Origin of the sequence: Streptomyces sp. ITFR-21 (genome assembly GCF_031844685.1) — a bacterium.
Lineage (GTDB): Bacteria > Actinomycetota > Actinomycetes > Streptomycetales > Streptomycetaceae > Actinacidiphila.
In genome coordinates this window covers 3,653,968-3,666,846 of the sequence record NZ_CP134605.1, presented here as the reverse complement: position 1 = coordinate 3,666,846, position 12,879 = coordinate 3,653,968, and the positions used below count along the sequence as shown (strand labels likewise).

Annotated in this window: 7 protein-coding genes and 1 pseudogene; 5 read left to right on the top strand and 3 right to left on the bottom strand. The window is 68.9% G+C overall.

Annotated elements, in window-relative coordinates:
- Positions 1 to 18: 18 nt before the first annotated feature.
- The 3 genes from RLT57_RS15995 to RLT57_RS15985 form a co-directional block, all read right to left on the bottom strand.
- Positions 19 to 1,230: a CoxG family protein gene (locus tag RLT57_RS15995; protein WP_311298076.1), complete on the bottom strand. Its 1,212-nt coding sequence runs from the start codon at positions 1,228 to 1,230 to the stop codon at positions 19 to 21.
- Between the two features lie 239 nt (positions 1,231 to 1,469).
- Positions 1,470 to 3,008, bottom strand: coding sequence for a polyamine aminopropyltransferase (locus RLT57_RS15990; protein WP_311298075.1), 1,539 nt, complete (start codon positions 3,006 to 3,008; stop codon positions 1,470 to 1,472).
- Between the two features lie 343 nt (positions 3,009 to 3,351).
- The gene (locus RLT57_RS15985; protein ID WP_311298074.1) at positions 3,352 to 3,873 is read right to left on the bottom strand and encodes a DUF2617 family protein; all 522 of its coding nucleotides are present in this window, start codon (positions 3,871 to 3,873) and stop codon (positions 3,352 to 3,354) included.
- A 399-nt stretch (positions 3,874 to 4,272) separates the two neighbouring features.
- Between RLT57_RS15985 and RLT57_RS15980 the strand changes: the two are divergent.
- The 5 genes and pseudogenes from RLT57_RS15980 to RLT57_RS15960 all read left to right on the top strand — a co-directional run.
- Positions 4,273 to 5,016: pseudogene (locus RLT57_RS15980) on the top strand (aminotransferase class I/II-fold pyridoxal phosphate-dependent enzyme); the annotation flags it as partial.
- A 106-nt stretch (positions 5,017 to 5,122) separates the two neighbouring features.
- A complete protein-coding gene (locus RLT57_RS15975) occupies positions 5,123 to 6,292 on the top strand; it encodes a pyridoxal phosphate-dependent aminotransferase (RefSeq protein ID WP_311298073.1) in 1,170 nt (389 codons plus the stop codon).
- A gap of 298 nt (positions 6,293 to 6,590) precedes the next feature.
- Positions 6,591 to 8,348, top strand: coding sequence for a class I SAM-dependent DNA methyltransferase (locus RLT57_RS15970; RefSeq protein ID WP_311298072.1), 1,758 nt, complete (start codon positions 6,591 to 6,593; stop codon positions 8,346 to 8,348).
- Entirely contained in the window at positions 8,345 to 9,586 is a 1,242-nt protein-coding gene (locus RLT57_RS15965; RefSeq protein WP_311298071.1) for a restriction endonuclease subunit S, read from the top strand. The genes RLT57_RS15970 and RLT57_RS15965 overlap by 4 nt, the downstream gene beginning before the upstream one ends.
- Entirely contained in the window at positions 9,586 to 12,735 is a 3,150-nt protein-coding gene (locus tag RLT57_RS15960) for a type I restriction endonuclease subunit R (protein ID WP_311298070.1), read from the top strand. The genes RLT57_RS15965 and RLT57_RS15960 overlap by 1 nt, the downstream gene beginning before the upstream one ends.
- The last annotated feature ends 144 nt before the right edge of the window (positions 12,736 to 12,879 follow it).

Here is a 12,879-nt window from a genome sequence, read left to right as displayed (position 1 = left end):
GGACGAGCGTAGCGGCCGTTACCTGCGACGCCGCAGCACCCGTCCGACGACTACCGCGGACGCGAGCAGGGCGGCTGCCGCGGGGGCGGCCCAGCGCAGGGTCGCCGTGGCGGTGCCGGAGTTCGGCGCGGGGACCGGGGCGTACCGGCCGCGCGGCGGGGCGTGGTCGACCTCCTCGGCGCTGCGGCCGATCATCGTGCGGCGGGCGTGGGCGGCTTCGGCCGGTGGTACGAGGTCGTCCAGGGCTGCGGCGCTCTCCGGCACCTCGACCTCCACCTCGACCAGCCCGAAGTCGTCCAGCCCGGCGCCCGGCAGGGGTTCGCCCAGGTCGTCCACGACGTCCGGCTCCCCGACCTCCGCGAAGTCCCTCGCGCCCAGGGCGTCCGGCCTTTCGGCGCCGGGCTCCAGCGCCGGCTCTTCCGGTACGTCCGCCGTCTCGGCCGGTACGCTGTCGGCCGCTCCGTTGTCGGCCGGTAGGTTCTCGGCTGCCGCGCTTTCGGCCGCGGTGTCTTCGGCCGCGGCGCGCCCGGGTGCCGCGGGCCCGGGTGCCGCGGAGCCGGGCGCCGCGGAGCCGGGCGCGGCTGCCGTGCCTGCCGTACCCAGGCCGTGGTCGCCCGCCGCCGCCAGCCCGTCCTCACCCGCCACCGCGGGCTCGTGGCCGCCTTCCGCCGCGGGTCCGGATTCCGCTCCGGATGGGGCTCCGGCCTCCACGACGGCGACTTCGGCAGCCGCGGCGCCGGCTTCATCCGCTCCGGGCCCGGGTTGCGCCGCCGCAGGCCCCTGGTCGGCAGCCGGCGCGCGCAGGCCCAGTTCGGCCGCGAAACGGTCCAGCAGCCGGCGTACCGCGGCTTCCACCACGGCTTCCCCGTATCCGGCCAGGCGGCCGTCCGCGCGGGCCGAGCCCTGCCAGACCAGTGCCGTACCGGGGCGCGGCCGCCCGGTCTCCGCCACGCCGACCCGGGCGGTCGCCTTCACCGTGCCGCCACCGCGTACCTCCGTGCCCTCGGCCACCACGGTGAACGCCGGGCCGTCGCCCGTCACCCCCACGGTGCCCCGGTAGGTGATCGTGGAGCCGCCGACGCGCAGCCGCAGCCGCCCGGTGAGCGCACCCGTCCCATCGCCGCCCTCGTCGGGCTGCCACCCGGGCAGACTCGCGGCGATCACGGCAGGCGCGCACAGCGCTGCCAGCAGCCGGGCCGGCGGGATCGGGACGAAGGACTCGTGCTCCATGCGGCGGAGCCTACCCAGGAGTGCGCCGCCTTGGCGGGTGCGGTCAGGTCATTTTTCCCGCCCACACCCCCTTCGGTACGGCTCAGGCCGCCGTCGGTACGGCTCAGGCCGCCGTCGCCGGCCGCGCCGGACGGGTGAACGCGGCGCGAACACCCGGTGTCGGACCGGTCCGGATCGCCCGGTGGCCGCCCCTCCGGCCCGAACCACCGCCGCCCCGCCGGCGCGTTCCCGAAGGCGCCCTACAGCCGGGGGCGCAGCAGCGTCGAGGGCGGCGGCGGGCGCATCGGGCGCGAGCGTGCCGCGGCCAGTGCCGCGGGGTGGAAGGAGGCCGGCAGCGTCGGCCGGGAGGGTGCCGCCAGCAGGAAGGGCCAGCTGCCGCGGGCGGCCATCAGGCCGGGAGAGCCGCGGCAGACGGGGGCCCGCAGCAGGTAGGCGGTGGCCGGCAGGCGGGCGGCCCGCAGGGTGGCGGCGACGGTCCACAGCGCCTGGGCGGCGTGGACGGCGAGCCGGCCGCCGGGGACGAGGGCGCGGGCGGCCAGGCCGTAGAACTCCTGCGAGTAGAACTTCGCGCCGCCGGCCACGCCCGCGTCCGGCAGGTCGGCGAGGATCACGTCGTAGCCGCCGGGGGCGGTGGTGGCCGCCGTGCGGAGCCAGTCGAAGACGTCGGCGGTGGCGACCCGGACCCGCCGGTCGGCGAAGGCGCGGCCGTTGAGCGCGGTGAGCCCGGGGTCGGCGCGGCCGAGCCGCAGCAGTTCGGCGTCGCTGTCCACCACCGTCACCCGCCGTACGCCGGGGAAGCCCAGCACCTCCCGCAGCGCCAGGCCGTCCGCGCCGCCGAGGACCAGCACCCGGGTGTGCGGGCCGGTGGCCATCGCCGGTGCCGCCAGGGCGTGTTCGTAGCGGTCCACGTTGGCCCCGCAGACCCGCAGCCGGCCGTCGAGGTAGAGCCGCAGCGAGTCCGGCGCGTGCGGGGTCCCGGTGAGCACGACCTCCTGCACGGCGGTCTGCTCGGCGATCCGGACCGAGGCCCCGTACACCGCGTGCCGCGTGGCCCGTTCGAAGGGGCCGGCGGCCAGGGCCGCGCAGGAGAGCACCGCGAGCACGGTGAGGTTGGCGACGGCCAGCCAGCCGCGGGCCCGCGCCGAGAGGTCGCCGCGGAAGAGCCACAGGACGACCGTTCCGCCGGCCACCGCGTTGACCATCCCGGTGACCAGCGCTCCCGTCAGCTGCCCGAACGTCGGCAGCAGCAGGAACGGAAAGGCGAGCCCGCCGACCAGCGCGCCCACGTAGTCGGCCGCGAAGAGGTCGGCGACGGCGCCGCCGGCGTCCTGCCGTCTGATCCGCTGCACCAGCGTCATCAGCAGCGGCACCTCCGCCCCGATCAGCACGCCGATGGCGAACGAGCAGCCGGCGATGGCCGGCTTGGCCTGCCCGTACCAGGCGAAGACCGCGTAGAGCGCCATCACCGACAGCCCGCCGACCAGTGCGAGAGCGGCCTCGACTGCGGCGAACCCGGCGGCGGCGCGGGTACGCAGCCGCTTGGCCAGCAGCGAGCCGCAGCCCATCGCGAAGACCATCACCGACAGCACGATCGACGCCTGGGTGACCGAGTCGCCCACCAGGTACGAGGCGAGGGCGACGAGTTCCAGCTCGTAGACCAGGCCGCAGGCGGCGCAGACGAAGACCGCGGCGAGGACCAGCGCACGGGCCGCCCCCGCGGGCACGGGGAGCGTCGGGGCGAGTCGGGGGGCCCGTGCCGGGCCTCGCTGGTCGATCATGCATGCACGCTAAGTCAGGCGGGCGCGCCGCCAAGTCACCCACAAGGGTGCAATCAGGGACAGGAGGCGGCACATATACGCGTACCCGCGGCGTGTCGCCGCGGTTCCCCGCGTCCGCCCGGCCGGGCTCGCGCCCCGCGGCCGAACGCCGACCCGCTCCCCGTTCCCGCCCTGTTCCCGCCCGCGCCGCGGCCCCGTTCAGCTCGCACCTCGGCGCCGGTTCAGCTCGCACCTCGGCCCTGTTCCGCCCGCACCTCGGCCCCGCCCCGGCCCCACCTTGTCCCCGCCGCACAGTGCGGCGCCGCGCCGCGTCACCGCCGTCCGCCCGCGGGTGGCGGGCCCCTCACCCCAGCACTCTGACCTGCGACCGGGTCGTCACCAGCCGCCCCTCCTGCGGGTACGCGTGCCAGGTCCGCCACCGCACGCTGCCCTCCGCGCACTGCACCAGCATCGCGGTGAACGCGTGCGGGTCGCCGGGAAATGTGCCGGCCAGCCCGTGCGGATGGTCGGCGACCAGCGCGAGCAGCTCCTGGGCGCGGCCGGCGAAGGACCCCCGCGACAACGTCTCGATCCTGGCCGCGAACTCGTAGTCCCACGGCCCGACCCGCCTGGCCACCCCGAAGGGCAGCGGCGCCCGGCTGCCCGGCATACAGGCCACCGTCTCCGCGCACTCCCCGCGCTCGGAGGCGACCAGCACCTGGTGGGAGGCACCGAGCAGGCGTAACCCGACCCGGGCGCGCAACCCCCACTCGTCCCCCACCTCGACGTCGAGGTCGGCCAGCGCGGGCAGCGGCTCCTTGTCGAGGGACCAGGCGAGGTCTCCGGCGCGGGTGTCCGTATAGGCGGTGTGCAAGGTGGTGAGCATGGGTCGGCTCCGCAAGCACGCAGTGGATGATGGGCCGACCGCACTTTTCCCCCCGCCTCGGAGGGCGTGCGCCGACTCGTGCCCACGTGGGGTCCGTAGAACAACCGAATCACGAAACGCCGTCGCACTTCAGCGTTTTTACCCATCTGTGCCTTCTTTCCCTCCTGTGGAACGCTTACGGGTCCAGGTGTTCAGGCAGGGCGCCCGATCGGACAGCCAACCGCACCGAAACGGTCAACGGCGTTCAGCCACCGCGTTGTTCGAAACGTCCGCCGTTTCGTCCGGCGCAGCGGCGAAGGACCGCCCGTGGCCGCCGCGGTGGCCGCCCCGACCGCCGGGACCACCGCCGGGAACGGCGCTTCGGGCAGTACGCTCGACTTCTGACCTGGAGGTGGACGGATGCGTGACCGGGCGTTGCTGAACCGGCGGCTGGACGGGCTCGGCACCACGATCTTCGCCGAGATGTCGGCGCTGGCGCAGACGACCGGTGCGATCAACCTCGGCCAGGGCTTCCCCGACACCGACGGCCCCGAGTCGGTCCGCGAGGCGGCCGTCTGCGCCGTCCGCGACGGCCGCGGCAACCAGTACCCGCCCGGCCCCGGCGTCCCCGAGCTGCGCACCGCCGTCACCGACCACCACAAGTGCTGCTACGGCCTCGGCTTCGACCCCGACACCGAGGTCCTCGTCACCGCGGGCGCCACCGAGGCCGTCGCCGCGACGATGCTCGCGCTGCTCGAACCGGGCGACGAGGTGATCGCCTTCGAGCCCTTCTACGACTCCTACGCCGCCTGCGTCGCCATGGCCGGTGCCGTACGCGTCCCCCTCACCCTCCACGCCCCGCACTTCCGCCCCGACCTCGACGCCCTCCGCGACGCGGTCACCCCCCGCGCCCGCCTGCTCCTCCTCAACTCCCCCCACAACCCGACCGGCATGGTCCTCACCCGCGCCGAGCTGACGGCCGTCGCCGAACTGGCCGTCGAGCGCGACCTCATCGTCGTCACCGACGAGGTCTACGAGCACCTGGTCTTCGACGGCGGCGCCCACACCCCGCTGATCTCCCTGCCCGGCATGCGCGACCGCACGGTCTCCATCTCCTCGGCGGGGAAGACCTTCTCCTTCACTGGCTGGAAGGTCGGCTGGGTCAAGCCGTTTTCACCTACCTACTGGACGCTGGCCGCGTAGGCGTGCTGCTAGCGATCGGCCAAGATGGTCCACGGACGACGGTGCTCGGGTTGAGGACGGTGGAGAGATGAGCGGAAGGCCGCTGCTGAACCGCAGGCTGGACGGGCTCGGGACGACGATCTTCGCGGAGATGTCCGCGCTGGCGCTGGCGACTGGTGCGATCAACCTGGGCCAGGGCTTCCCCGACACGGACGGTCCGGAGGCGATCCGGGAGGCCGCGGTGCGCGCGCTGCGCGACGGCCGCGGTAACCAGTACCCGCCGGGGATGGGCGTTCCGGAGTTGCGTACGGCGATCGCCGACCACCAGCAGCGGTTCTACGGTCTGAGCTTCGACCCGGACACGGAGGTGCTGGTCACCGCGGGCGCGACGGAGGCGATCGCGGCGGCGATGCTCGCGCTGCTCGAACCCGGCGACGAGGTGATCGCGTTCGAGCCGTTCTACGACTCCTACGCGGCCTCCATCGCCATGGCCGGCGGCGTCCGCGTCCCGCTGACTCTGCGCGCCCCCGACTTCCGCCCCGACCTCGACGCGCTACGGCAGGCCGTCACACCTCGCACCCGCCTGCTACTCCTCAACTCTCCCCACAACCCCACGGGCATGGTCCTCACCCGCGACGAGTTGACGGTTATCGCCGAACTCGCCGTCGAACGCGACCTCATCGTTGTCACCGACGAGGTCTACGAGCACCTGGTCTTCGACGGCGGCGCCCACACCCCGCTGATCTCCCTGCCCGGCATGCGCGACCGGACGGTCTCCATCTCCTCGGCGGGCAAGACCTTCTCGTTTACGGGTTGGAAGGTCGGCTGGGTTACCGCCTCCGCTCCCCTCCTCGCGGCCGTCCGCACCACCAAGCAGTTCCTCACCTACGTCGCTTCGGGCCCCTTCCAGTACGCCATCGCAGAAGCCCTCCGCCTCCCGGACTCGTACTTCACCGCCTTCCGCGACGACCTCCAGGCGAAGCGCGACCTCCTGGCAGCCGGCCTCACCACCGCGGGCTTCGAGGTCTACCGCCCCCAGGGCACGTACTTCATCACGACGGACATCGCAGCCCTCGGCGAGAAGGACGCCCTCGCCTTCTGCCGCGCCCTCCCCGAACGCTGCGGCGTGGTCGCCGTCCCCAACTCCGTCTTCTACGACGACCCGGACGCCGGCCGCACCCAGGTCCGCTTCGCCTTCTGCAAGAAGCAGGACGTCCTGGCGGCAGCCGCCAGCCGCCTGCGGCGGTTGTCGTCCTGAACTGGCACGCCCACTCGATGTAGTCGCAGTCAAGATCACCACCCTGAAGCTGGGCATGAGCGCAGATCAGAGCACTGACCCGAGTCGCTGAGGGCCGTCTCGCGGAGCTTGGGGACCGAGTCGGGTCCCAACTGGCCCCCAGCGATGCCTGAGAGCTCAGCGCCGAAACAGCCCGCCGAGGAGCTGGACGTCACGGAGTCACGAGGTGAGGCTGAGTCCCGCAGCTGAACCATAAGACGCTGATCGCTGGCTCTGGCAAAGTGGTCGTCACTGCTAGACGATTCTCGTGAGGAACCTTGTGAGCACGCTCGGTAGCTTCATCTGGTCAATCGCTGACCAGCTTCGGGGCCCCTACCGCCCCAATCAGTACGGGACGGTGATCCTCCCGTTCACCATCCTGCGGCGGCTCGACTGTGTGCTCGAGCCGGACCGAGCCGCGGTACGGGAGCTGGCTGCGCGGTACGAGAACCCGAACCGGCTCAAGGTCGAGGTCAAGAAGCTCACGGGACGGCAGTTCTACAACACCTCCAACTACGGGTTCGCCAACCTGCTGGCCGACGCGGACGGGCTGGCGGACAACCTCACCGACTACATCGACCGGTTCTCCGCCGACGTGGACGTGTTCGAGTACTTCGACTTCAAGAAGGAGATCCTGGCGCTGGAAAAGGCCGGGCTCCTGCGCGAGATCGTCCGGTCCTTCAGCGGCGTCGACCTGCATCCCGACGTGGTGTCGAACGCCGACATGGGTGATGCGTTCGAGTACATCATCCGCAAGTTCAACGAGGCCGCGAACGAGACCTCCGGAGACCACTACACGCCGCGCGACGCCATCCGGCTGCTGGTCGACCTGCTCTTCGCGGAGAAGGACGTCGAGGAGGAGGCCGGCCGCGCCGAGGGCGCCATTGTGAGGTCGCTCTACGACCCCACCGCTGGCACTGGCGGCATGCTCTCCCTGGCCGAAGAGCACCTGCTCGGGCAGCATCCCGACGCACGGCTGAGCTTGTGGGGACAGGAGTACAACCCGCAGTCGTACGCCATCTGCAAGTCCGACCTACTGGCGAAGGGGCACGAAGTAGCCCATATCGCGTTTGGTAACACCCTCACTGATCCAGCCTTCAAGGAACGCCAGTTCGACTACTGCATGTCCAACCCGCCGTACGGGGTGGACTGGAAGCAGTACGCCAAGGCAGTGCAGGAGGAGCGTGCCTCTGCCGGCCCCTACGGCCGCTTCGCCCCGGGCCTGCCTGCCACCTCCGACGGCCAGATGCTCTTCCTGCTGCACCTGGCTCACAAGATGCGCGCCCCGGAGGACGGCGGCGGTCGCGTCGGCATCGTCATGAACGGCTCGCCCCTGTTCAACGGTGGCGCCGAGTCCGGTCCCTCCAACATCCGCCGGTGGCTGATCGAGAGCGACCTGGTTGAGGCGATCATCGCACTGCCGACCAACATGTTCTTCAACACCGGCATCGCCACCTACATCTGGATCCTCGACAACACCAAGCACCCCGACCGGCGGGGCAAGGTCCAGCTCATCGACGGCACGTCGTTCTGGACCAAGATGCGTAAGAACCTCGGAGCTAAGGGGCGCGAGATCAGCGATGCCGACCGCGCCAAGGTCGTACAGTTGTACGCCGACTTCGAGGCAGCCGACCCTGACCTCTCCAAGGTTCTGCGCAACGACGAGTTCGGCTACTGGACCGTCACTGTCGAACGTCCTCTGCTCGACGAGGACGGCAAGCCTATCGTCGACCGCAAGGGCGCCCCGAAGGCCGACTCCAAGAAGCGTGACACTGAGAACGTGCCCTTCACCTACGGCGGCTCGACCGCCGGCGCGGAAGGGCTGCGCGAGGTCGTCCAGACGTACTTTGACACGGAAGTGAAGCCGCACGTCCCGGACGCCTGGATCGACTGGGCCAAGACCAAGACCGGCTACGAGATCCCCTTCACCCGCCATTTCTACAGGTACGCCCCACCCCGCCCACTCTCCGAGATCGACGCTGATCTGGAGAAGCAGGTCGCCAAGATCCTGAACCTTTTGCGGGAGGTCGAGGGATGACGCTGCGTACGAATTTGGTCGACTCCGAAGTACCGTGGCTTGGTCATGTGCCGCCAGGTTGGACGATGAAGCCCCTTTGGTCGATGTTCGAGCGGATCAAGGATGTCGACCATCCCGATGAGCGGATGCTCTCCGTGTTCCGCGAGTTCGGGGTTATCGCGAAGGACTCTCGCGATAATCTCAACCAGACCGCTGAGAACCGCAGCATCTATCAACTGGTGCATCCTGGCTGGCTCGTCGCCAACCGCATGAAAGCCTGGCAGGGCTCGGTCGGGATCTCATCTCTCCGGGGCATCGTCTCCGGGCACTACATCTGCTTCGCTCCTCGCCACGGCGAAGACAATCGATATCTCAACTGGCTATTGCGGTCGACGGCTTACGCAAACGGCTACAGCTTGCTTTCCCGGGGCGTCCGGATCGGGCAGGCAGAGATCGACAACGATCAGCTCAGACTCATGCCTATCTTGCTGCCACCGGTGCAGGAGCAGCGAACCATCGCCGACTATCTCGACCGCGAGACGGCGCGCATCGACACGCTCATCGAGGAGCAGCAGCGGCTGGTCGAGATGCTCCGCGAGCGCCGTCAAGCAATCATTGATTTGGCTTTCTCGATGCTCGAATCGCCGCGCATTCAATTGCGCAGGCACATCAGATTTTTGACGAGTGGATCCCGCGGCTGGGGCGACTACTATGCAGATGAGGGCGAGCGCTTCGTTCGCATTGGAAACTTGCCGCGAGGTAATCTTGATCTTCGAGGTGATATCCAGTTCGTAGACATCCCATTGGAAGTTACCGAGGGGTCCCGAACGATACTGAAGGCGGAAGATCTGCTCTTCTCCATCACCGCCTACTTGGGATCAGTCGCCGTGGTTGGGGGCGACTGGGTAGGTGCGTATGTTAGCCAGCATGTGGCTCTCTGCCGTTTGGAGTCAGAGCACATGGATTCCAGGTTCATCGGGTGGTTCATGCTGACCACCACGGGCCAAGACCAGCTCAAGGAGGGTGCCGCAGGCGGGGCGAAGATGCAGTTGGCCCTCGATGACATCAGGGGACTTCGTGTACCACTCGCGCCCATCAACGAACAGCGAAACATCGCGGCATCCCTCGATGAGCGGACGGCAAAGATCGACACGCTCATCGCCGAGACCGAACGTTTCATCGAACTCGCCCGCGAGCGCCGGTCGGCGCTCATCACGGCCGCTGTCACCGGCCAGATCAACGTCCGAGAGGCGGCGTAGTGGCCGATCACAACGAGGCCGTCTTCGAGAAGGAGATCTGCGAATACCTCCGGGATTACGGCTGGCTGTACTCGACGAACGACCACGACGGCGGGGAGTACGACCGGGAGCGGGCGCTGTTCCCGGCTGACCTGTTCGCGTGGCTGGAAGCGACCCAGGAGCCGGCGTACGAGAAGGCGCTGAAGGCAGCAGGATCGCAAGCGAAGTTCCTCGACGTGCTGACCGCTGCGCTCGACCGGCCGTTGGAGCACGGCGGCGGGACGCTGAACATCCTGCGCAACGGGGTGCAGTTCATCGGCGGCGGCCGGCTGAAGATGGCGCAGTTCCGTCCGGAGACGTCGCTCAATGCGACGAGCACGGCTCAGTACGAGGCGATGCGGGTGCGGGTCGTGCGGCAGGTGCACTTCTCGACCGCCGACCAGCGCAGCATCGATCTGGTGTTCTTCATCAACGGGCTCCCGGTGGCCACGGTGGAGCTGAAGACCGACTTCACCCAGTCGCTGAACGAGGCGGTCAACCAGTACAAGCAGGACCGCAACCCGCTGACGAACGGCCGTCCCGAGCCGTTGCTCTCCTTCGGGCACAGGGCTCTGGTGCACTTCGCTGTCTCGAACGACCTGGCAGCGATGACGACGAGGCTGGAAGGCGACAAGACCCACTTCATGCCGTTCAACACCGGCTTCGACAGCGGCGAGGGCAACCCGCCCGGCACTGACGGCCGGTCGGCGACGGCGTACCTGTGGGAACGGGTGTGGGAGAAGCACGCCTGGCTGAACATCGTCGGCCGGCTGATGATCGTCCAGACCAGGGAGGAATGGGACGTCTCGACCGGCACCTCGGTACGGCGCATGAGCATGCTCTTCCCGCGGTTCCACCAGTGGGAGGCCGTCACGAACATCGTGGACGCGGTGCGCGAGGAAGGCGTCGGGCAGCGGTACCTGGTCGAGCACTCGGCCGGATCGGGGAAGACGAACACCATCGCCTGGACCGCCCACCGCCTGGCGCGGCTGCACATCGACGACCAGAAGGTCTTCGACTCGGTCATCGTCGTCGTGGACCGCACCGTGCTCGACACCCAGTTGCAGGACGCGATCCGGCAGATCGACGGCACCGGCAAGATCGTCGCCACCATCGGGCCCGAGGATGTCCGCAAGGCCGGCGCGAAGTCGAAGTCGGGCCTGCTGGCGCAGGCGCTGAAGAACGGCGAGCTGATCATCGTCGTGACGCTGCAGACGTTCCCATACGCCCTGGACGAGATCCGTAGCGACGCAGGTCTGAAGGGCAAGCGGTTCGCCGTCATCGCCGATGAGGCGCACTCCTCCCAGTCGGGCCAGATCTCCGCGAAGCTGAAGCAGGTGCTGACCGCCGAGGAGATCCAGGAGATCGAGGACGGCGGCGAGGTCGACGTGGAGGCGGTCCTCGCGTCCGAGATGGCAGAGCGAGCCGAGTCGGAGAACATCTCCTACTTCGCCTTCACCGCGACGCCGAAGAGCAAGACCCTCGAACTGTTCGGCCGCAAGGGCGCCGACGGGAAGCCGCGCGAGTTCCACCTGTACTCGATGAAGCAGGCGATCGAGGAGGGCTACATCCTCGACGTGCTCAAGGGTTACCAGAGCTACGACACCGCACTGAAGATCGCGGGCAAGGCCGGGAGCGGTGATGATGCCGGGGGCGAGGTCGAGGAGGGCACCGCCCGTAAGGGCCTGATGCGGTGGGTGCTGCTCCACCCGACGAACATCAGCCAGAAGGTGCAGATCATCGTCGAGCACTTCCACATCAACGTGGCCTACCTCCTGGAAGGCCGAGCGAAGGCAATGGTGGTGACCGGCTCCCGTAGGTCCGCGGTGAAGTACAAGCTGGCCATAGACGCCTACATCACCAAGCGCCGCGCTGCGGACGCCTCGTACAACTACCGCACTCTGGTCGCCTTCTCCGGCGGGGTGACGATGCCCGAGAACGAGACCTGGCACAGCGACTGGGGCCCGCAGCCGTCAGAGGACGACGAGTACACCGAGGCCAACATGAACCCCGGTGCCGGGACGGATCTGGCAGCCGCCTTCAAGGGGCAGACCTACAAGATCATGCTGGTCGCCAACAAGTTCCAGACCGGCTTCGACCAGCCGCTGCTGTCGGCCATGTACGTCGACAAGAAGCTGCCGGGCATCACCGCGGTGCAGACGCTCTCACGGCTGAACCGCACCCACCGCACCGCCGGCGGCGAGCAGAAGCGCAAGACGTTCGTCATCGACTTCGCCAACAAGCCCGAGGAGATCAAGGCGGCCTTTGAGCCGTACTTCAAGGACGCCACACTGGAGACCGAGACCGACCCGTACGTCGTCGTCCACCTGGCCAACAAGCTCGCCCAGCTCGGTGTCTACACCGAAGACGACGTCCGCAAGGTCGCCGCGCTGTGGGTGACCCGGAAGGGCAACAATGCGCTCTCGGCGGCGATCAGCCCGGCGCAGCATGACTTCCGCCGCCGCTACGCGCGGGCGATCGAGGAAGAGGACAAGGTCACGCTCAACGAGCTCGACCTCTTCCGCAAGGACGTCTCCACCTATGTACGCCTCTACGACTTCATGTCCCAGATCGTCGACTACGGCGACCCCTACATGGAGATGCTCTCCATCTTCCTCCGGCTGCTGGAGAAGGTCATCGCCGAGTCCTCGTGGACGGCGGAGGTCGACCTCTCCGACGTGGTGCTGGTCGGGGTCAAGCACAACAAGGCGATCCCGGTCGACATCTCCCTCGTGGGCGACGGGCAGCTGAAGGGCATCAGCGCCGCCGGCACTGGGGCAAAGAAGGACCCGAAGTACGTCGCGCTCCAGGTCGTCATAGACAAGATGAACGACCTTTTCGGCGCGGAGTCCTTCGCTGCCTCCCAGGTCCGGGAGTTCGTTCAGGGGCTCGTCCAGCGGCTGCTCGCCAACACTGACCTGGTCAACCAGACCAAGGCCAACACCAAGAAGCAGTTCCTGGAGTCGCCGGACTTCCAGGAAGCCGTCACGGAAGCGGTTGCGGATAACCAGGACGCCCACAACGCGATGGCTGACTACTTCTTCACCGACGGGCCGGCTATCAACGCGATCATCGTGGCCCTCGCGGATGCCTTCTACGAAGCGGCGGTCGATCAGCAGGCGAATTCTTGACCCTGGCAGCGCGCATGTTCTCAGCAGACCATCTGCGGCCTAGTGAGTTCGGGCTCGGGCAGCGGGACCATAGCCTGCTGCTCTCGCTCGCGCCGCGGCCTAATTCGAGACCGTGGAGCGCGATGAAGGCCGTTGAACTGCACG

Coding starts and splice junctions, on each gene's coding strand:
- RLT57_RS15965 (WP_311298071.1), top strand. CDS start 8,345: ATGACGCTGCGTACGAATTTGGTCGACTCCGAAGTACCGTGGCTTGGT.
- RLT57_RS15975 (WP_311298073.1), top strand. CDS start 5,123: ATGAGCGGAAGGCCGCTGCTGAACCGCAGGCTGGACGGGCTCGGGACG.
- RLT57_RS15995 (WP_311298076.1), bottom strand. CDS start 1,230: ATGGAGCACGAGTCCTTCGTCCCGATCCCGCCGGCCCGGCTGCTGGCA.
- RLT57_RS15985 (WP_311298074.1), bottom strand. CDS start 3,873: ATGCTCACCACCTTGCACACCGCCTATACGGACACCCGCGCCGGAGAC.
- RLT57_RS15990 (WP_311298075.1), bottom strand. CDS start 3,008: ATGATCGACCAGCGAGGCCCGGCACGGGCCCCCCGACTCGCCCCGACG.